Consider the following 20,211-nt stretch of genomic DNA (forward strand, 5'->3'; position numbering starts at 1 on the left):
GCGCCGCTGGGGAGCAATGATGCTTCACGCCGGCTGCAGCAGGTCCCACCGGTTGCCGTAGAGGTCCTCGAACACCGCGACGGAACCGTACGTCTCGTGCCGCGGCTCCTCCAGGAAGCGGACCCCGGCGGCCCGCATCCGCTCGTGGTCACCCGCGAAGTCCTCCGTGTGCAGGAAGAAGCCGACCCGGCCGCCCGTCTGTGCCCCGACGCTCGCCCGTTGGGCCCCGTTCCCGGCACGCGCCAGCAGCAGTCCGGCGCCGGTGGTGCCGCGCGGCCGCACGACCACCCAGCGGGAGCCGTCCCCCCGGTCGGTGTCCTCCACCAGCTCGAACCCGAGGGCGCCGGTGTAGAAGGAGAGGGCTTCGTCGTAGTCGCGGACGACCAGCGTGACCAGGGCGATGTGGGACATGGGAATCCTCGTGCTCGATGTACGGACAGTGCGTACGTTATACGTAACACCGACGCGTGGCCGGCACCTCCGGGGAGAATGCGCGTCATGGACACGAGCGACCTCGCCGCGCTGACGGAGCGCGCCCGCAGCCTCGCCGCCCAGGGCGACCGCCGCATCCTCGGTATCGCGGAAGCCCCCGGCGCCGGGAAGTCGACGCTGGCCGCCGGGCTCGTCGAAGCCCTCGAGGGACGCGCGGTGCTCGTCCCGATGGACGGCTTCCACCTCGCCGGGGCGGAGCTGGAACGCCTCGGCCGGGCGGAGCGCAAGGGCGCGCCCGACACCTTCGACGCCGCCGGATACGCGGCCCTGCTCAGGCGGCTGCGCCGGCCCGAAGGCCCCGGCCCGGTGTACGCGCCCGCCTTCGACCGGGCGCTGGAGGAGCCGGTCGCCGGTTCGTTGTGCGTCCCCGTGGACATCCCGCTCGTCGTGACCGAGGGCAACTACCTGCTGCTGGACGACGGGCCCTGGGCGCCGGTGCGCGGCCTGCTGGACGAGGTGTGGTTCCTGGACGCCGACCCCGGACTGCGGGTGAGCAGGCTGGTGGACCGGCACGTGCGGTTCGGCAAGTCCCGCCCGTATGCAGAGCGCTGGGTCGCCGGGTCCGACGAGCGCAACGCCCGGCTGGTCGACCGGCACCGCGACCGCGCCGACCTCGTCGTACGGCTCGGCTGAGCCGGTCGCGGCACGCGTGGAAGCACGCTGGTGCCCGCCCCGGCGGCCGGGCAGGATGCTGTGTGCCGCGTCGCGTCCAGCCAGGAGGTACCCATGCCCAGCACCGACCACCCCGCGCCCTTCACCGCCGACGACTACCGGGCCAGGATGACCCGCGCCGCCGAGTCCGCCGACGCCGCGGGTCTGGCCGGCGTACTCGTGGCACCGGGCCCGGACATGGTCCACCTCACCGGCTACCGGCCGACCGCCGACACCGAGCGCCTCACCCTGCTCGTACTCAGGGCGGGGCACGACCCGGTCCTCGTAGTCCCGGCCCTGGAGGCGGCGGACGCGGAACGGGCGGCAGGTTCCCCCGCCCTGACGCTGCGGGACTGGACCGACGCCGCGAACCCCTACACCCTGACCGCCGGACTGCTCGACGCCAAGGGCCGTTTCGGCATCAGTGACAACGCCTGGGCGCTGCATCTGCTGGCCCTGCACAAGCTCCTCCCCGACACTTCATACGCCTCGCTCACCGATGCCCTGCCGATGCTGCGCGCGGTCAAGGACGCGGCCGAGCTGGAGCGGCTCGCCGCGGCGGGGGCCGCGGCCGACGCCACGTACGAGCGGATCCTGAAGGTCCGCTTCTCCGGCCGGCGGGAGAGCGACGTGGCCGCCGACCTGGCGACGCTCCTCATGGAGCACGGGCACTCGCAGGTCGACTTCACCGTGGTCGGATCGGGCCCGAACGGCGCCAACCCGCACCACGAGGCGGGAGAGCGCACCATCGAGCAGGGCGACATGGTCGTCCTGGACTTCGGCGGGCTGAAGCACGGCTACGGCTCCGACACCTCCCGCACGGTCCACGTCGGTGAACCCACCGCCGAGGAGCAGCGGGTCCACGACGTCGTACGGGAGGCGCAGGAGGCCGGCTGCAACGCCGTGCGGCCGGGGGCGGCCTGCCAGGACGTCGACCGGGCGGCCCGTGCGGTCATCACCGAATTCGGTTACGGCGAACGGTTCATCCACCGCACGGGCCACGGCATCGGCGTCACCACCCACGAGCCGCCGTACATGATCGAGGGCGAGGAGCAGCCGCTCGTACCCGGGATGTGCTTCTCCGTGGAGCCGGGCATCTACCTCCCCGGCCGCTTCGGTGTCCGCATCGAGGACATCGTGACGGTCACGGAGACCGGGGGCAGGCGGCTGAACACCACCGCGCGCGAGATGGCGGTCGTCGAGTAGGCCCGCCGAAGAGGAGGGCCTCTGCCGGACCGGGCGCCCGCCGGTCGCAACCCGCGCTGAGCGCGGTGCTCGCGGCACTCACTCGTCGGCCAGCACCACGCACGACTCCGGGGGCAGGTGCAGCAGCCCGTCCGCACCCGGGGCCCCGGCCGGTTCCCAGGCGGCCAGCACCCTGCCCCCGCCGGCCCGGTGCCGGCCGGCGCCCAGCGGGATGGCCGCGGGCTTCCCCGAGAGGTTGACCGCGATCCGCAGGTCACCCCTGCGGTAGGCGATCCAGCGGGCCTCCTCGTCGTACGCCGTCCGCACCGACGCCAGGTCCGGATCGGAGAGGTCCGGCAGGGTGCGGCGCAGGGCGATCAGCTCGCGGTACCAGGCGTACAGCCGGGTGTGCGGCTCACGCTCCGGTTCGCTCCAGTCGAGGCAGGAGCGGGCCCTGGTGGCCGGGTCCTGCGGATCGGGGATGTCCTCCTCGGCCCAGCCGTGCGCCGCGAACTCCCGCCGCCTGCCGTCGCGTACGGCGCGGGCGAGATCCGGATCGGTGTGGTCGGTGAAGAACTGCCAGGGGGTGCGGGCGCCCCACTCCTCGCCCATGAAGAGCATCGGGGTGAACGGCCCGGTCAGCACGAGCGCCGCCGCACACGCCTGGAGCCCCGGGGAGAGCCCGGCGGCGAGCCGGTCACCGAGGGCACGGTTGCCGACCTGGTCGTGGGTCTGGGCGTAGCCGACGAAACGGTGGGCGGGCGTCCGGGCCGCGTCGACGGGGCGGCCGTGCGCGCGGCCCCGGAAGCTGGAGTACGTACCGTCGTGGAAGAACGCCTTCGTCACGGTCTTGGCGAGGGCGGCCAGCGGGGCGGTCGCGAAGTCGGCGTAGTAGCCCTGGGACTCGCCGGTGAGCGCGGTGTGCAGGGCGTGGTGGAAGTCGTCGTTCCACTGGGCGTGCAGCCCGATGCCGCCCTCCGTGCGCGGAGTCGTCGTACGAGGGTCGCAGAGGTCGGACTCCGCGATCAGCCCGAGCGGCCGGCCGAGCTCCGAGGCGAGGGCGTCGACGGACGTGGAGAGCTCCTCCAGGAAGGTGAGCGCCCTGCCGTCGGCCAGTGCGTGGACGGCGTCCAGGCGCAGGCCGTCCAGGCGGTAGTCCCGCAGCCAGGCGAGTGCGCTGCCCAGCAGGTAGGCGCGCACCTCGTCCGACCCCGGGGCGTCGAGATTGACCGCCGAACCCCAGGGGGTGTGGTGGGTGTCCGTGAAGTACGGGCCGAAGGCCGGGAGGTGGTTGCCCGAGGGGCCCAGGTGGTTGTGGACCACGTCCAGGACGACCGCGAGACCCAGACCGTGGGCCGTGTCGACAAAGCGCTTCAGTCCCTCCGGGCCGCCGTAGGGCTCGTGCACCGCCCAGAGGGACACCCCCTCGTAACCCCATCCGTGCGCGCCCGGAAACGGACAGACGGGCATCAGCTCCACATGGGTGATGCCGAGGTCCACGAGCTGGCCGAGCCGCTCGGCCGCGGCGTCGAAGGTGCCCGCTCCGGTGAACGTGCCGACGTGCAGCTCGTACAGGACCGCGCCGGGCAGCCCGCGGCCGGCCCACGTGGTGCGCCATGCGTACGCGTCATGGTCGACGACCGCGCTCTCGCCGTCGGGCCCGTCCGGCTGGCGGCGGGAGCGCGGGTCGGGCAGCACGGGCCCCTCGTCCAGCGAGAAGCCGTAACGGTCACCGTCCGCCGCCTCGGCCTCCGCCGTCCACCAGCCCGCACGCAGCGGGTCGTGGTCCATCGGCAGGCGGCCGCCCGCCGTGCACAGCACGGCCGACCCGGCCTCGGGGGCCCACACCTCGAACTGCATCCACCACTCCTCGTCCGTGCACCCGGTGCCTCGCCGGAGGCCCCATGATCGACGGAATTCTCGACGCCGGCCCCGGGACACTGGAGCGAGCCCGTAACTGGCCGTTAGGGTCTGGTCCTGATCATTGCCCTACCGGGTTCTGCTCATTCGCTAGCCCGGGCAGTAATACGAGGTCCCTCCCACGGCTGCTGGAGGCCGAGATGACCGTGCCGAGCTTCCCACCCGGTTTCCTGTGGGGCGCCTCCGCTTCCGCTTTCCAGACGGAGGGGGCCTACGACACCGACGGCAAGGGGCCCTCCGGCTGGGACGCCTTCGCCGCCCAGCCCGGCCGGATCAAGGACGGCACCGACACCACCCGAGGCACCGGCTTCCACGAGCACTACCGCGAGGACGTCGCCCTGCTCGCCGGACTCGGCGCGGACGCCTTCCGCTTCTCCATCAGCTGGCCCCGGGTCGTGCCCGGCGGCAGCGGCTCGCTCAACCCCGCCGGACTCGACTTCTACGACCGGCTCGTCGACGAACTCTGCGCCCACGGCATCACCCCCGCCCCGACTCTCTACCACTGGGACACCCCGCTCCCGCTGGACGAGGCGGGCGGCTGGCTCAACCGGGACACCGCCTACCGCTTCGCCGAGTACGCGGGAATCGTCGCCGAACGCCTCGCCGACCGGGTCCCCATGTGGATCACCATCAACGAACCGGCCGAGGTGACGCTGCTCGGCTACGCGCTGGGCGAGCACGCCCCCGGCCGCACACTCCTCTTCGACGCGCTGCCGGCGGCCCACCACCAACTGCTCGCGCACGGGCTGGCCGTACGGGCGCTGCGCGCCGCCGGCGCCGGGAACATCGGCATCGCGCTCTCGCACACCCCCGTCTGGACGGCCGGGGACACCGACGAGGACCGTACGGGAGCGGAGCTCTACGACACCCTGACCAACTGGCTGTTCGCCGACCCGGTCCTCACCGGCCGCTACCCCGGCGAAGGCTTCGACGCCCTGATGCCGGGACCGGTCGAGGACGATCTCAAGGTCATCTCCGCACCCCTGGACTGGTACGGCGTCAACTACTACAACCCCACCCTGGTGGGCGCGCCGAGGCCAGGGGCGCTCGACTCCTTCTCGGGCTACCCGATGCCCGCCGGGCTCCCCTTCGGCATCCGCGAGATCGAGGGGTACGACACCACCGACTTCGGCTGGCCCGTCGTCCCCCAGGGGCTGGCCGACACACTCGGCCGGCTGCGGGACCGCTTCGGTGACCGGCTGCCGCCCGTCTACATCACGGAGAACGGCTGCGCGGTCGACGAGCCCGTCGCCGACGGACGCCGCATCGCCTTCCTGGAAGGGCATCTGGAAGCACTGCGTACGGCCATCGACGCGGGCGTCGACGTGCGCGGCTACTTCACCTGGTCGCTGACCGACAACGTCGAGTGGACCGAGGGCGCGAGCAAGCGGTTCGGCCTGGTCCACATCGACTACGAGACCCTGCGCAGGACCCCCAAGGAGTCCTATGCCTGGTACCGCGACGTGATCCGCGCGCAGCGCACGGGCGGCACCCCCGGTCCGGCGCTCACACCGGGTGAACGCGCTCCCGGATGACGCGGTGGCAGGTCCGGGCGAACGCGGCGGCCACCGGGAGCCGACCCCGGCCCGTCGGGCCCGCGACGGACCGCCGGACCGGGCGCCGGACCGGCGGTCACGGCGCGGGCAGCCGGTGAAACAGCGGCCTCCCGGCGGGCGGCGGGCCGTATCCGTCCGCTGCCACGCAGGTCAGGTAGGCCGGAAACGGGCATCGTCTGGACACCTCGGGCCTGTCGGCCCGACAATCGGTACCGTGACGTCCTCCTTCGAGCCCTACACGTATCCCGCGCGGCTGTCGGACGCCCAGCGCGACCGTGTTCTCGATGTGCTCAGAGACGGCGCCGCGCAGGGGAAGCTCTCCCACGACACCTTCCTGCGGCGCATGGAACTGGTCCTGACGGCCCGGCGGCCCGAAGAGCTGGCGGCGCTCACCTCCGATCTGGACTCCGGCGGTCGCTGGTCCCGCGGTCTGTTCCGCGCCGTGGGCGGCGTCTCCGCCTTTCCGGCCCGGGTCCGCAGGGCGTGGCAGTCCGAGCGGCTGCCCAGACTGCTCCTGCCGGTGCCCGGCCCCCACCCGCTGCGTATCGGCCGTGATCCCGGCAACGGACTCCGGCTCAGCCACGAGACGGTGTCACGGCTGCACGCCGAACTGACCGCGCACGGCAGCCGGTGGATCCTGCGCGACCTGGGCTCGACGAACGGCACGTGCGTCAACGGACAGCGGGTCGTCGGGTCCGTCGTGGTGAGCGACGGCGACCAGGTGAGCTTCGGCCGGATGACGTTCCGGCTCAGCGCTTCGCCGCCCGTGCCCCCGGCCTGAATCCCTCCCACGGACAGGAAGCCCCGCGGCCGTGCCCGGGATTCTCACTGCTGTCCCGGCGCCGCCCTGACGAGAAGCGCCACCGGCCGGTCCGCGAAGAGCCGCGCCACGGTGACCACAGGTCCCGTGAACTCCCCTCCGGGCGAGAGGAGATCGGTCCACGGGCCCTCGTCGGGCAGCGCCAGCTCCGTGTCGCGCCAGCCGCCCTCCTCGTCGAGCCGCAGCGACAGCCGGGTCACCGCGGTCACCACCTCACCGGACCGGCAGAAGGCCAGGCAGTGCGCGGCCGCGGGTCCCCGGGCCGCCAGCGGTGTGTAGACGCCCGACTCGCCGAAGAGCCCCGGGCGCTCACGGCGCAGACGCAGCGCGGTCGTGGTCAGCGCGGCCTTCTCGCTTTCGCCCCCGGAGGGTTTGGTGAACGGACGCCGGTTGTCCGGGTCGACCAGTGCGATGTACTCCCGCTCCGTGCCCTGGTACAGATCGGGCACGCCGGGCATCGTCAGGTGCACCAGGGCGGCACCGAGCACGTTGGCCCGTGCGAAGGGGGCGAGGGCGTCCGCGAACCTGGTCATCATCGACCGCGCCTCACCCGCGTCGCTGCCCGGGCCGGCCGCCACGAAGTCGGTCACCGCCCGCTCGTAGACCGGATCAGGCTCGGTCCAGCTGGTGAACAGGCCCGCCTCGCGCACGGACTTCAGCAGAGCAGGCTCCAGCCTGCCCGTCATCTCACCGGCGGGCAGGCCCGCGCAGCCGTACGCCGACTGCCAGGCCTGCCAGGCCAGCTGGGGATCGGGAGCCGGCACGGGCGCGGACCTGGACAGCTGCGCCACCAGCGAGGACCACCGCTCCGGGCACTCGGACAGGACCGCGATCCGGGCCCGTACGTCTCCGCTGCGCTTGGTGTCGTGGGTGGTCAGCACCGTGCCGGTCGCCGGCCAGTCCCGAGCGATACGGGCGCAGAAGGCGTGGAACTCCTCCGGGCTCACCGCCGGCCGGCCGGGGTCGCCGCCCACCTCGGTCGCCGAGATCAGCGGGACGTACCGGTAGAACGCGGTGTCCTCCACCGACTTGGCGTGCAGCGCGGACGCCGTCTGTGCGAACCGGGCGCAGAACGCCGCGTGCTCCGGCCCGTCGCCGAGGCGGCCCAGCGCCAGATCCCGCACCACGTCGACTGCCTCCGCCTCCCGGGGGACCGAGAACACGGCCTTGGCGTCCCGCACCGCCTCGGCCGGCAGCGTCGACTCCGCGATCTCCGTGAGCGGACCGCCCGCCGTCACGTACGGCCGGTAGACGGGAACCCGCACCAGCAGCTCGCGCACCGCCGTGCGGAGGGCCCACGGTGCGTGGTCGTGCAGTGCGGTGTCCCCCGCGCACACCTCGAGGGCCAGGCGGGTCAGCCACTCCGTCTCGGCGGCCAGCTCATGGGTGACCACGCGGTACGCCGCACGCCGCACCGTCGCGGTCCAGTAGCCGCCGCGGTCCCCGGGCGGTCCCGCGAAGTCCCGGTAGCGGCCGAGCAGGTCCGCCGCGCCCATGGGGTCGGTGAACAGACCGTCGATCCGGTGGAGCGCGTCGTAACCGGTCGTCCCCGCCACGGCCCACCCGGCCGGCAGGGACTCGGAACCGGTGAGGATCTTCTCCACCACCGTCCACCGGCCCCCGCTCCCGTCGCCGAGCCGCCCGAGATACGCGGCCGGGTCGGCCAGCCCGTCCGGATGGTCGATGCGCAGCCCGTCGACGACTCCGTCGCGGACCAGCTCCAGGATCTTGCCGTGGGTGGCGGCGAAGACCTCCGGGTGCTCCACCCGGACGCCGATCAGATCGGAGATGGTGAAGAACCGCCGGTAGTTCAGCTCGGTCCTGGCCAGCCGCCACCAGGCGAGCCGGTAGTGCTGGGCGGCCAGCAGCTCCGGCAGCGGAAGGTCCGCCGTCCCCTCGCGCAGGGGGAACTCCAGGTCGCCGTAGCGGAGCACGGGGGTCCCGTCGCCGCGGGTGCCCGGCTCGAAGCTGCCGCTCTCCTCGCCGACGCGCCCCGCCAGCACGGGCAGCAGCACCTTCCCGCCGCCCGCCGCCCAGTCGATGTCGAACCAGCGGGCGTACGGGGACTCCGGGCCCTCGCGCAGCACCTCCCACAGCGGCAGGTTGTGCCGGGGCGCGGCGGCCATGTGGTTCGGCACGATGTCCAGGATGATCCCGAGGCCGTGGGCGCGTGCCGCACCGGCCAGCTCCCGCAGGCCCTCCTCGCCCCCGAACTCGGCCCGCACGGTGCTGTGGTCGACGACGTCGTAGCCGTGCCCGGAACCGGGTACGGCCTCAAGGACGGGGGACAGATGCAGATGGGAGACGCCGAGCCCGGCGAGATACGGCACGGCGTCGGCGGCGGCGGCGAACGGGAAGTCCGGTTGGAGCTGGAGCCGGTACGTGGCGGTGGGCGTCATGGACTCGTACGTACCCAGCCCGGCGCCGCTCTCCCACCTTCCGGGCCACCGGGCACCGACCGGGTGGCGCCCGCCCGGTGCCCGTCACCCCTTCGGCCTAGGCCGGACGCTTGAGCACCGTCAGACTCCGCCCGATCAGCGTGACCCGCTCGCCCGCCGACACCTTGGGCCCCGCACCCGGCGGCACCCCGTCCGGCACGGCCGTGTCCACCACGACCTGCCACCGCTTGCCGTGGTTCGTCGGCACGGTGAACTCCAGGGTCTCCGCGCCCGCGTTGAACATGAGCAGGAAGGAGTCGTCGGCGATCCGCTCACCGCGCGGGCCCGGCTCGGAGATGGCGTGGCCGTTCAGGAAGACCGTCATGGCCTTGGCGTGTGCCGCCTGCCAGTCCCGCTGGGTCATCTCCTCACCCCGGGGGGTGAACCACGCGATGTCGGACAGCTCGTCGTGCGTGCCCTCCACCGGACGGCCGTGGAAGAAGCGCCTGCGGCGGAAGACCGGATGGTCGCGGCGCAGCCAGACCATGGCCCGGGTGAACTCCAGCAGGCTGGTGTCCGTACCGCCCGCGTCGTCGTCGTCCTCGGCGCGCGAGGCGGCGGCGGGGTCGGGCCAGTGGACCCAGGAGAGCTCGTTGTCCTGGCAGTAGCCGTTGTTGTTGCCCCGCTGCGTCCGGGCGAACTCGTCGCCGTGACTCAGCATGGGCACGCCCTGGGAGAGCATCAGGGTGGCGATGAAGTTGCGCATCTGACGGCTGCGCAGCTCCAGGACCTCCTTGTCCTCGGTGTCGCCCTCGGCGCCGCAGTTCCACGAGCGGTTGTGGCTCTCGCCGTCCCGGTTGCCCTCACCGTTGGCGTCGTTGCGCTTGTCGTTGTACGAGACCAGGTCGTGCAGCGTGAAACCGTCGTGGCAGGTGGTGAAGTTGATCGAGGCCAGCGGGCGCCTGCCGTCGTCCTGGTAGAGGTCGGAGGAGCCCGTGAGGCGCCCGGCGAACTCCGCGAGGGTCCGGGGCTCGCCCCGCCACAGGTCGCGCACCGTGTCCCGGTACTTGCCGTTCCACTCGGTCCACAGCGGCGGGAAGTTGCCCACCTGGTAGCCGCCCTCGCCCACGTCCCAGGGCTCGGCGATCAGCTTCACCTGACTGACCACCGGGTCCTGCTGGACGAGGTCGAAGAAGGAGGACAGCCGGTCCACCTCGTGGAACTGGCGTGCCAGTGTCGCGGCCAGATCGAAGCGGAAGCCGTCCACGTGCATCTCGGTCACCCAGTACCGCAGGGAGTCCATGATCAGCTGCAGGACGTGCGGCGACCGCATCAGCAGCGAGTTCCCCGTGCCCGTGGTGTCCATGTAGTACTTCTGGTCGTCGGCCAGGCGGTAGTACGAGGCGTTGTCCAGGCCCCGGAAGGAGAGCGTCGGGCCCAGGTGGTTGCCCTCGGCCGTGTGGTTGTAGACCACGTCGAGGATCACCTCGATGCCCGCCTGGTGCAGCGCCTTCACCGCCTGCTTGAACTCCAGCACCTGTTCGCCGCGGTCGCCCCAGGAGGCGTAGGCGTTGTGCGGGGCGAAGAAGCCGATGGTGTTGTAGCCCCAGTAGTTGGCCAGACCGGCGTCGGCGAGACGGTGGTCCTGGACGAACTGGTGCACCGGCATCAGCTCGATCGCGGTGACACCGAGCTCCGTCAGATGGGCGATGATCTCCGGATGCGCGAGCCCCGCGTAGGTGCCGCGCAGTTCCTCGGGCAGTCCCGGGTGGAGCATCGTGAGGCCCTTCACATGGGCCTCGTAGATCACCGTGCGGTGGTAGTCCGTGCGCGGGCGGCGGTCGTCGCCCCAGTCGAAGTACGGATTGACCACGACCGAACTCATCATGTGCGGGGCCGAGTCGAGGTCGTTGCGCTCGTCCGGCTTGCCGAACGGATAGCCGTACACCGCCTCGCCCCACTGGATCTGCCCCGAGATCGCACGTGCGTACGGATCGAGGAGAAGTTTTGCCGAATTGCAGCGCTGCCCGTGCTGGGGCTCGTAGGGCCCGTGCACCCGGAAGCCGTAGCGCTGCCCCGGCATCACCCCGGGCAGATATGCATGACGGACGAACGCGTCGGTCTCGCGGAGCTCCACCGCCGTTTCTGAACCGTCGTCGTGCAGCAGACACAACTCGATTCGGTCGGCGGCCTCCGAGAAGACCGCGAAGTTGGTTCCGGCGCCGTCGTACGTGGCGCCGAGCGGATACGCGTGTCCCGGCCAGACCTGCATAGATAGGACTCTTCCACTTCTGATCCGGGTGCTGGGGGGTTTTCGCCCCGATACTCCCCGAAAGACGGCCCTGTACCTAGTACGTCGGCCGGTGCGGCCGGGTCCCGTCGACGCGATCCCGCCGCGCCGGTCAACCTGGGACACCTCGGTGTCGCCCGGACAGGGGGCCCGGGCGGCCGGGCGGCTCCTCCGTCCGGTTCACGGCAGGCGAGGGGGTGCGTAATCGCTATGAACCATCTCACTCCACCTGATCTCGCCGCAAGGAACGGGCCTGCGACATAGGGGAGTTGAGTAAGGACCCTGTGCATCCGGCTGCACCGGCTCCCGCTACCGGAGTACCCTTCCTTGATCGTTGGTGGGGGACTGGAAGGCGGTACACGGGTGAGCTCGGGAGGGTTCGAGCTGCCCCCAGGTGACGCAGGTCACGAGGGGGAATCGACCGATGCCCCGCCGGGGGCCGTCTCCCTCGCGCAGCCCATGGAGATCGGTGCTGAGCTGGACTGGGGAGCGGATTCCTGGAACGAGGTGCGCACACGGGCCCAGCGGGCGGGTCGTGCGTACATCTGGCTGAATCTGGTGGAACAGCGGCTGCGCGCCGTGGTCTCCGCCGTGATCCGGCCGATCTACGAGCCGGTGCACGGCGAGGACTGGGTGGTGGCCGCCGCCGGGCCCGCGGGGCAGGAGTGGGTGCAGCGTGCCGTCGCGGTCCGTGAGGTCTCGCGCCGCAAGGGCTATCTGCTCGATCCGGCCGACGACAACGTCCTCAGCTTCCTCACGCTGCCGCAGCTGCGTGAGCTGATGGTCCAGCACTGGCCCTGCTTCGAGCCGTACTTCGACGACCGCCGCGAGGTGGAACTCGCACTGGACGAGCTGGAGGTGGCGCGCAACGTCGTCTCCCGCAACCGTGCGCTGAACGAAGCGGTCCTGGCCCAGGCGGAGAGAGCCTCCGCGCGGCTCCTGGAGATCCTCGGCAGCGGGGCCGCCGTCCCGTCCGCCGACCGGCTGCCCGTGGACGCCGTGGAGGAGCTGGTCGGCGACCGCTACGCCGACGTGGTCTCCGTCCACCCGGACCGGGTGCGGCTGCAGCGTCAGCTGCCCGCGGAGGACCTGTTCGGCGGCGCGCGCCGGCTGGACGCGATCGGGATAGGGCTCAATCTCCTCACGCAGAACTTCTCGGGACGCCGGCTCGTGCGGCTCGCCGAGTCGGGCTGCCGGGTCCGGCTGCTGTTCATCAACCCGGCGAGCAGCGCGGTCAAACGCCGGGAGCGTGAACTGGGGCTCAAGAAGGGCGAGCTGAGCCGCTCGGTGGAGATGAACATCCTCCACATGCGCCGGGTCCGCTCCAAGCTCCGCGACCCGGGCGCCTTCCAGATCCACGTCTTCGACGAGACGCCCCGCTTCACGGCCTATCTGGTGGACGGCGACGGCCCCGACGCGGTCGGTGTCGTCCAGCCGTATCTGCGCCGCGCACGCGGCATGGAGGCGCCCGTACTGGTGCTGCGGGGCGGCGGGCGCGCGGTGGTCAGGGTGGGGCAGGACAGCGAGCACGGCCTCTTCGAGACGTACCGCGAGGAGTTCGAGTCGGTCTGGACGGACTCCCGGCCCGTCTCCTGACGCCCGTTCCGGCGTTGTCAGTGGCGCGTGCGAGGGTGGTCATCACTCGGGGGAACGCACCACAGAGGGAAGGTACGGGATGAGCTGGATCAGCGGGCCGTTGCTGGCGTTCGACCTGGAGACCACGGGGACGGACGTCGAGACCGACCGCATCGTGACGGCGGCGGTCATCCGGCTGGAGGCGGACGGATCGGTGTCCGAGGAGCGGACCTGGCTGCTGGACCCCGGTGTGGCCATACCCGAGCAGGCATCGGCGATCCACGGCATCTCGACGGAACGCGCCCGTGAGCACGGGGCGCCGGCCGCCTCGGCGGTCGAGGAGATCACACGAGCGGTCGCCGACGGGCTGCGCTCGGGGACGCCGCTGGTGGTGATGAACGCACGCTACGACCTGTCCCTGCTCGACCGGGAGTGCCTGCGGTACGCGGTCGAATCGGTCAGCGAGCGACTGGGTGACGCGCCCTCGCCCGTCATCGACCCGCTGGTGATCGACAAGCACGTCGACAAGTACCGGAAGGGGAAGCGGGCCCTCCACGCGCTGTGCGCCCACTACGGGGTGACGCTCGACGACGCCCACGACGCGAGGGCGGACGCCGTCGCCGCTGCCCGCGTGGTGCGGCGCATGGGGGAGAGACACCAGCCCGTCGGGGTGATGCCGTTGCCGGACCTGCACGGCCTTCAGGTGCATGCGGCGGCCGAGCAGTCCCTCTCCTTGCAGGCATACCTGCGGCGCACGGCGGATCCGGCGGCGGTCGTCGAAGCGGCCTGGCCGCTCATCCCCCGGAGGCGGCAGCCCGCGGACGGGTGAGAGGGGATCAGGCCCCCGGGGCCGTCAGTTCGGTGCCGGTGAAGCCGTCTCGTCGGCCTTGATGTCGAAGTTGATCTGTTCTCCGTCTACCGAGGTGACGTTGACCGAGACGCCCAGGGTGCTGCCGTCGTCCGCCGTGAGCGTGCAGTGGGTGGTGGTGCCGACCTTCCCGACGAGGTCCTCGGGACAGGCGATGTCAGGCTTCGGCTGCCCCGTTGTCAGGGCGAGCTTCTCGGAGACCGTGGTGGCCAGTTCGTCCGCGGACAGTTTCGGTTCGGAGTTCCCGACACCGACCGACGCCGAGCAGCCGACGAGCAGCACACCGGCGGCCATGGCCGAGAAGCTCCACTTGGCCGCGGGCAGGCGGGCAATGGTCATGTGGGACTCCATTCCGGATGATCAAGGCAGTCGCGGGGAAGCATACGTGGCGCCGCTTTCCCGGAACCCCCAGCCACCGGCCGGGAGAGCGGGGCCCTGCAGCCGCAGGCCGGTCGAGCGGGCCCCGGTCTGTCTCACAGCTTCCCGAAGATCACTCCGCGCCAGGTCCAGCCGGACTCGAGGGCGGTGTTCCGCAGGGGGCCGGTCAGCTGTGCGCTGTCGAAGCTGAACGTCTCCGTCGCTTCGAGGCGGCCGCTCTCCCCGCGTTGGAGCGTCCATCGGCGGCTGACGGTCCTGCCGGCGCCGCGTGAGTACGCCGCCGAAGTCCGGAACCGTGGCGGATTCCCGACGCGGGTGACCTCCCACTGCTCTTCGACCGCGCGCACCTCAGTGCCCTCATCGGCCAGGCGCATCCGGATCCGGACGGCGTGCGTCAGCCGGGATCCGATGAAGAAGGTCTGCCAGGCGGGCTCGTCGATCCGCCATTCCGCCACCAGATCGGCGTCATGCGCCGCGCCGTCGCGGATGACGTAGGGGACATCCGGCCCGTTGAGGCCGAGCAGGGCTCTCCGCAACTCCTCGGCCGGGCGTGACACCACTCCGGCGTCGGGGTGCCTGGTTCCGGTGATCTTGTCGAGGAGTCCCATGAAGTCAACCTACGAGGGCCCGGATTGACGGTGCAAGAAAAGCTGCCCCGCGCGACGCGCCGAGCGTACCCGGCATTCCGCGACGGGGAGAGCCCTCAGAACGGGTACCAGCGAACCTCGGGGTCGTCCTCGCGCAGTGATGCCACCCTGCGCCGGAACTCCTCCAGCGCCCTGGGGTTCGCCGGGGCGTGCTGGGAGACCCAGGCGCAGCTCGCCGTCTCCCGCGCGCCGCGCAGTACCGCGCATCCTTCCCAGGTGCGTACGTCCCAGCCGTACGCCTCGGTGAACGCGTCGTAGGCGGGGGCCGGGAGGCCGTAGCGGTCGCGGGAGAGTGCGAGGACCACCAGGTCGTGCTCGCGCAGGTCGGCGGAGAAGGTCTCCAGGTCGACCAGGACCGGACCGTCCGGGGTGACGTGGACGTTGCGGGGGAGCGCGTCGCCGTGGAGGGGGCCCGGAGTCAGATGCGGGGTGAGGGCCGCAGCGGCCTTCGCGAAGCCGTCGCGCCGACCGCGCAGATAGTCGGCGTCGGCGGGGTCGATCGCGTCGCCCGCGAGCCGAAGCCAGCGCTCGACGCCGCCGAGCAGCTCACGACGGGGCAGCGTGAAGTGATCCGGGGCGGGCAGTGCGTGGATCTGGGTGAGCAACGGGGCCAGATCGCGAGGTTCGGACGGGCGCACGGCGCCGGGCAGCCGGTGCCAGAGGGTCACCGGGTGGCCCTCGACCAGGCGGGCCGGGGATTCGGCGGCGCGTACGGCGGGTACGCCCGAATCGGCGAGCCACCGGGCGACGGCCACCTCGCGCTCGGCCCGCTCCCGCAGCTCCGGGTGGTGCGTGGCGTCACGGCCGACCTTGACCACCAGGTCGCCGACGCCGAACACCGCGTTCTCGCCCAGCGCGAGGAGCTCCGCGCCGTCGGGCAGCCCGGCGGCAGTCAGTACCTCGCGTGCGCGCATCTCGTCCATGGCCCGATTTTCTCATCCCCGCAGGCCACCTTGACGAACGGGCGGCCCGTCAGCACGATGACGGGGGCCGCCCGGGCGGCAATACAGGGATGAAACCGATCCAAGGGCAGCGAAGGGGTCGAATTCATGACACTGGCGACCGCGATGACGCGGTCCGGGCGCAAGGCCCCCGAGGGCGGACGGGGTGACGGCCGCCGACGGGACGGCGCCACCTGGTTCCTGGTACTGCCCGCTCTGATCCCGATCCTGATCCTGAGCGTCGGCCCCCTGCTGTACGGCATCATGCTGGCCTTCACCGACGCACAGTCGGGCCGCACCCGCTCCACCCAGTGGGTCGGTCTCCTCAACTTCCAGGACCTTCTGCACGACACGCTGTTCTGGGACTCCTTCCGGATCGGCCTGCTGTGGGCGGTCGGGGTCACGGTGCCGCAGTTCGTGCTGGCCCTCGGCCTCGCCCTGCTGCTCAACGCGAACCTGCGGATGCGCTGGCTCGCCCGGGCGCTGGCGATCATCCCCTGGGCCATGCCCGAGGTCGTCGTCGGAATCATGTGGCGCCTGGTCTACAACCCCGACGCGGGCATCCTCAACGAGACCATCCGCGATCTCGGCCTCGGCGACGGCAGGGACTGGCTGACCGGCCTCGCCACCGCGCTGCCCGCCGTGATCATCGTCGGCATCTGGGCCGGAATGCCGCAGACCACCGTCGCGCTGCTGGCCGGGCTGCAGAACACCCCGCACGAACTGCACGAGGCGGCCGCCCTCGACGGAGCCGGGGCCTGGCGCCGCTTCCGCACGGTCACCTGGCCGGCCATCAGACCGGTGGCCCTCGCGATCAGCGCGCTCAACTTCATCTGGAACTTCAACTCCTTCGCCCTGGTCTACGTCCTGACCAGCGGCGGACCGGGGGGCCGCACCCGGCTGCCCATGCTCTTCGCCTACGAAGAGGCTTTCCGCTACGGACAGTTCGGCTACGCAGCCGCGATGGGATGCGTGATGGTCGCCGTCATCTCGGTGCTGCTCGCCCTCTACCTCGTCGGCCGGCTCAGGGGAGGCGAGGACGCATGAGCCTCCGTACGGGCAGAACCGCGCGCGCCGGACAGTACGCCGCGCTCCTGTGCTACCTCGTCTTCCTGGCCTTCCCCTTCCTCTGGCTGATCTCCACGGCCTTCAAGCCGGCCCGTGAGCTCGGGTCGCTGCACCCGACGTGGATTCCCGAGGATCCGACGCTGGACAACTTCCGGCAGGCCTTCGACGAGCAGCCGCTGCTCCGGGCCGCGGCCAACTCGCTCACCGCCGCGCTCTGCGCCGCTCTGATCGCGGTCGTCATCGCCACGCCCATGGCATATGTGATGGCCCGCCACCGGGGGCGGCTGTCCACCGCTGCCACCGGCTGGGTCGTGGTCAGTCAGGCGTTTCCCTTCGTCCTGGTGATCATTCCGCTGTTCCTGGTCCTCAAGTACCTGCACCTGATCAACTCGCTGTGGGGACTGATCCTGGTGTACGTCGTCTGGTCGCTGCCCTTCGCGCTCTGGATGCTCGCCGGGTACGTACGGGCCGTGCCGCCCGAGCTGGAGGAGGCAGCCGCCGTCGACGGGGCCGGGAAGGCGCGGATCCTCGTCTCGGTCACCGCGCCGCTGCTGGCCCCGGGGATCGTCGCCACCGCACTCTTCGCGTTCATCACCGCATGGAACGAGTTCTTCTTCGCACTCGTCCTGCTCAAGACACCGGAGAAGCAGACCTTGCCGGTCGTACTCACCCACTTCCTGGGTGCGGAGGGGGTGGCCGACCTCGGGCCGCTCGCCGCCGCCGCGTTCCTCGCCACCCTTCCCTCGCTCGTGCTCTTCGCGGTCATCCAGAAGCGCATCACCGGCGGCCTGACGGCCGGGGCGGTGAAGCACTGATGCGCCGCCGCCTGCCCTCGCTCGCCGCCGCGGTGACCACCGCGCTCGCCCTCCTGCTGACCGGCTGTTCGGGAGACGGCGGCCGCACGGGCACCGACGGCGTGATCCGGCTCAGCTTCCAGTCGCTGGCCTGGCAGAAGGAGTCCGTCGACGCCAACAAGCAGCTCGTACGCGAATGGAACGCGGCCCACCCGGACATCCAGGTGGACTACGTCCAGGGCAGCTGGGACAACGTCCACGACCAGCTGCTCACCTCCTTCGAGGGCGGCGAGGCGCCCGACATCATCCACGACGCCTCGGACGACCTCGCGGACTTCGCGTACGGCGGCTACCTCGCCGACCTGCGGACCCTGCTGCCGGACCGGCTGACCGGGGACATCCCGCAGCAGTCCTGGGCGACCACCACCTTCGGCGACGGCGTCTACGGGGTCCCCTTCCTCCAGGAACCCAAGGTCCTGATCGCCAACACCAAGATCCTCGAGTCCTCTGGCGTCCGGATCCCGACCCCCGAGAAGCCCTGGAGCTGGGCGGAATTCCGCCAGGTCACCGAGAAGCTGACGAAGAAGGGGACGTACGGGGTCGCCTGGCCGCTCAAGGAGCCGGTCTCCGTCACCCTCAACCTGGGCCTCTCCTCAGGCGGGCAGCTCTTCCACCGCGGCGCGGACGGCAAGGTGACCATCCGCTTCGACGAGGGCGACCGGGTCATGCCCGGTACGGTCCGGGACCAGGTCAACTCCGACGGCAGCGCGGCGCGTCCGGCGCTCGGAATGGGCGGCTCGGACACGCTGCCCGGTTTCTTCGGCGGCAAGTACGCCATGGTCCCGCTGGGCTTCTCCTACCGTCAGCAGGTCGTCGAGCAGGCTCCCGAGGGCTTCGAGTGGACGGTGCTCCCCACTCCGGCGGGCAGTGGAGGGCTCGCCCAGGGGGTCAGCCCGCAGACCCTCTCCGTCGCCGAGGACAGCCCGCACAAGAAGGAGGCCGTGCAGTTCATCGACTTCCTGCTGCGCCCCGCGAACATGGTGCGGCTGGCCAGAGGCGACTGGATGCTGCCGACCGGCACCGAGGCGCTGGAGGATCCCGCGCTGCACACCGAGGAGAACGGCTGGGCGGCCGGCACCGCTCTCGCCCGGGCGCTGCGCCCCGCCCCCGCGCAGTCCGTGCGCGGCTATCCCGAGTGGAAGGACAAGGTCGCGACCCCCGCGCTCCAGGAGTACTACAGCGGGGCCATCGACACCGAGGAGCTGAAGAAACGCCTGGTCGGCGACGGGAACCGGGTGCTGGCCCGTTACCAGCGCTGACCGGGAGGCGACGCAGGACCGAAAACGAATGGACGAGACGTCTCGTCTCGCTTAATTTGGTGGCATGACAACGCCGCCGCGTGCCCACATCGCCATGTTCTCCATCGCCGCCCACGGGCACGTGAACCCGAGCCTCGAAGTGATCCGGGAGCTCGTCGCCCGTGGGCACCGTGTGAGTTACGCCGTCCCGGCCTCCTTCGCGGAGAAGGTCGCCGCCACCGGCGCCGAGCCGGTCATCTACACCTCCACGCTGCCCACCGATCCGGAGGGCTGGGGCAGTGAACCCATCGACTGGATCGAGCCGTTCCTCGATGACGCCGTCCAGGCCCTGCCGCAGCTCGCCGACGCCTTCGACGGGGATGAGCCGGAACTCGTCCTGCACGACATCACCGCCTACCCGGCCCGTGTCCTCGCCCACCGCTGGGGAGTACCCGCCGTCCAGCTCTGGCCCAACCTGGTCCCGTGGGAGGGATACGCGCAGGAGGTGGGGGAGCCCATGAACGCCGAGCTGAAGAAGACCGAAAGGGGGCGCGCCTACTTCGAGCGCTTCGCGGCCTGGCTCACCGGGAACGGCCTCGGCGGCCTCTCGCCCGACGACTTCGTCGCCCGGCCGCGCCGTGGCCTGGTGCTGATCCCCGAGGTGCTCCAGCCGAACGCCGACCGGGTGGACCACACGCGATTCACCTTCGTCGGAGCCTGCCAGGGCGAACGGGCCGACCAGGGGGAGTGGAAGCGGCCGGCCGGCGCCGGGAAGGTCCTGCTGGTCTCGCTCGGATCCGCGTACACCGACGAACCCGCCTTCTACCGGGAGTGCGTCAAGGCCTTCGGCGACCTGCCGGACTGGCACGTGGTGCTGCAGATCGGCGCGCAGGTCGACCCCTCGGCGCTCGGGGACGTGCCGGAGGGCGTGGAGGTGCACTCGTGGGTCCCGCAGTTGTCCGTGCTGAAGCAGGCGGACGCCTTCATCACCCATGCGGGCGCGGGCGGCAGTCAGGAAGGACTCGCCACCGGGACCCCGATGGTCGCGGTACCGCAGGCCGTCGACCAGTTCGGCAACGCGGACATGCTCCAGGCCCTCGGAGTCGCCCGGCACCTGCCGAAGGAGGAGGCGGACGCGGCCTCACTCCGTGCCGCCGTCCTCGCCCTGATGGACGATCCGGACGTGGCCGAGAGGCTCGCGGGGATTCGGGAGCGGATGGCGAAGGAGGGCGGGGCCGGGCGACTCCGAGGGCCTGGAGCATGTCCGCGTTGCCGAACTGGTCGACGGCCTGCGGTACCGCGACCATCGGGGTCCCGGTGGCGAGTCCTTCCTGACTGCCGCCCGCGCCC

At 71.5% G+C, this 20,211-nt stretch carries 16 protein-coding genes and 1 pseudogene; 10 read left to right on the forward strand and 7 right to left on the reverse strand.

What is annotated here, in order from left to right:
- Nucleotides 1-24: 24 nt before the first annotated feature.
- Complete coding sequence (locus tag BFF76_RS06440) at nt 25-411, reverse strand: VOC family protein (protein ID WP_031095626.1); 387 nt, start codon at nt 409-411, stop codon at nt 25-27.
- An 87-nt stretch (nt 412-498) separates the two neighbouring features.
- Between BFF76_RS06440 and BFF76_RS06445 the strand changes: the two genes are divergently transcribed.
- Both BFF76_RS06445 and BFF76_RS06450 read left to right on the forward strand, forming a co-directional pair.
- The gene (locus tag BFF76_RS06445) at nt 499-1,125 is read left to right on the forward strand and encodes a nucleoside/nucleotide kinase family protein (protein WP_065847567.1); all 627 of its coding nucleotides are present in this window, start codon (nt 499-501) and stop codon (nt 1,123-1,125) included.
- Between the two features lie 93 nt (nt 1,126-1,218).
- Nucleotides 1,219-2,349 (forward strand): aminopeptidase P family protein, encoded by a 1,131-nt coding sequence (locus BFF76_RS06450; RefSeq protein ID WP_031095622.1) that lies wholly within the window; start codon nt 1,219-1,221, stop codon nt 2,347-2,349.
- Nucleotides 2,350-2,427: 78 nt separating this feature from the next.
- On the opposite strand, the gene treZ is transcribed toward BFF76_RS06450, so the two are convergent.
- A complete protein-coding gene (treZ, locus tag BFF76_RS06455) occupies nt 2,428-4,188 on the reverse strand; it encodes a malto-oligosyltrehalose trehalohydrolase (protein ID WP_065847569.1) in 1,761 nt (586 codons plus the stop codon).
- Between the two features lie 200 nt (nt 4,189-4,388).
- On the opposite strand from treZ, the gene BFF76_RS06460 reads away from it, so the two are divergent.
- Both BFF76_RS06460 and BFF76_RS06465 read left to right on the forward strand, forming a co-directional pair.
- Complete coding sequence (locus tag BFF76_RS06460; RefSeq protein WP_031095615.1) at nt 4,389-5,783, forward strand: GH1 family beta-glucosidase; 1,395 nt, start codon at nt 4,389-4,391, stop codon at nt 5,781-5,783.
- A gap of 235 nt (nt 5,784-6,018) precedes the next feature.
- Nucleotides 6,019-6,585: a DUF1707 and FHA domain-containing protein gene (locus BFF76_RS06465; RefSeq protein WP_053929273.1), complete on the forward strand. Its 567-nt coding sequence runs from the start codon at nt 6,019-6,021 to the stop codon at nt 6,583-6,585.
- Between the two features lie 44 nt (nt 6,586-6,629).
- Here the strand turns inward: BFF76_RS06465 and treY are convergent, their stop codons facing one another.
- The gene (treY, locus tag BFF76_RS06470) at nt 6,630-9,023 is read right to left on the reverse strand and encodes a malto-oligosyltrehalose synthase (RefSeq protein WP_065847571.1); all 2,394 of its coding nucleotides are present in this window, start codon (nt 9,021-9,023) and stop codon (nt 6,630-6,632) included.
- 97 nt (nt 9,024-9,120) lie between these two features.
- The gene (gene glgX / locus BFF76_RS06475) at nt 9,121-11,274 is read right to left on the reverse strand and encodes a glycogen debranching protein GlgX (protein WP_065847572.1); all 2,154 of its coding nucleotides are present in this window, start codon (nt 11,272-11,274) and stop codon (nt 9,121-9,123) included.
- Between the two features lie 381 nt (nt 11,275-11,655).
- Between glgX and BFF76_RS06480 the strand changes: the two genes are divergently transcribed.
- Together BFF76_RS06480 and BFF76_RS06485 are read left to right on the forward strand one after the other, a co-directional pair.
- Nucleotides 11,656-12,888, forward strand: coding sequence for an SAV2148 family HEPN domain-containing protein (locus BFF76_RS06480; protein ID WP_053929276.1), 1,233 nt, complete (start codon nt 11,656-11,658; stop codon nt 12,886-12,888).
- Between the two features lie 79 nt (nt 12,889-12,967).
- The gene (locus BFF76_RS06485; protein WP_031095609.1) at nt 12,968-13,696 is read left to right on the forward strand and encodes a 3'-5' exonuclease; all 729 of its coding nucleotides are present in this window, start codon (nt 12,968-12,970) and stop codon (nt 13,694-13,696) included.
- Between the two features lie 24 nt (nt 13,697-13,720).
- Here BFF76_RS06485 and BFF76_RS06490 read toward each other — a convergent pair whose 3' ends face one another.
- The 3 genes from BFF76_RS06490 to BFF76_RS06500 all read right to left on the reverse strand — a co-directional run bounded on the left by BFF76_RS06490 (nt 13,721) and on the right by BFF76_RS06500 (nt 15,683).
- Nucleotides 13,721-14,074, reverse strand: coding sequence for a DUF4333 domain-containing protein (locus BFF76_RS06490; protein WP_065847574.1), 354 nt, complete (start codon nt 14,072-14,074; stop codon nt 13,721-13,723).
- Between the two features lie 134 nt (nt 14,075-14,208).
- Nucleotides 14,209-14,721 carry a hypothetical protein gene (locus BFF76_RS06495; protein WP_053929278.1) on the reverse strand — a complete coding sequence of 171 codons (513 nt, stop codon included), beginning with the start codon at nt 14,719-14,721 and terminating at the stop codon, nt 14,209-14,211.
- A 95-nt stretch (nt 14,722-14,816) separates the two neighbouring features.
- On the reverse strand, nt 14,817-15,683 hold the full coding sequence (locus BFF76_RS06500) for a phosphotransferase enzyme family protein (RefSeq protein ID WP_065847576.1): 867 nt from the start codon (nt 15,681-15,683) through the stop codon (nt 14,817-14,819).
- A gap of 126 nt (nt 15,684-15,809) precedes the next feature.
- On the opposite strand from BFF76_RS06500, the gene BFF76_RS06505 reads away from it, so the two are divergent.
- From BFF76_RS06505 to mgt, 4 genes and pseudogenes are all read left to right on the forward strand, one after another.
- Nucleotides 15,810-16,748 (forward strand): carbohydrate ABC transporter permease, encoded by a 939-nt coding sequence (locus BFF76_RS06505; RefSeq protein WP_053929280.1) that lies wholly within the window; start codon nt 15,810-15,812, stop codon nt 16,746-16,748.
- Entirely contained in the window at nt 16,745-17,584 is an 840-nt protein-coding gene (locus tag BFF76_RS06510) for a carbohydrate ABC transporter permease (RefSeq protein ID WP_031095444.1), read from the forward strand. The genes BFF76_RS06505 and BFF76_RS06510 overlap by 4 nt, the downstream gene beginning before the upstream one ends.
- Nucleotides 17,584-18,882: an ABC transporter substrate-binding protein gene (locus BFF76_RS06515; protein ID WP_065847578.1), complete on the forward strand. Its 1,299-nt coding sequence runs from the start codon at nt 17,584-17,586 to the stop codon at nt 18,880-18,882. The genes BFF76_RS06510 and BFF76_RS06515 overlap by 1 nt, the downstream gene beginning before the upstream one ends.
- Before the next feature lie 64 nt (nt 18,883-18,946).
- Nucleotides 18,947-20,104, forward strand: a pseudogene (gene mgt, locus BFF76_RS06520) (macrolide-inactivating glycosyltransferase); the annotation flags it as partial.
- Between the last annotated feature and the right edge of the window lie 107 nt (nt 20,105-20,211).

Origin of the sequence: Streptomyces mutomycini, assembly GCF_001700505.1 — a bacterium.
Lineage (GTDB): Bacteria > Actinomycetota > Actinomycetes > Streptomycetales > Streptomycetaceae > Streptomyces > Streptomyces mutomycini.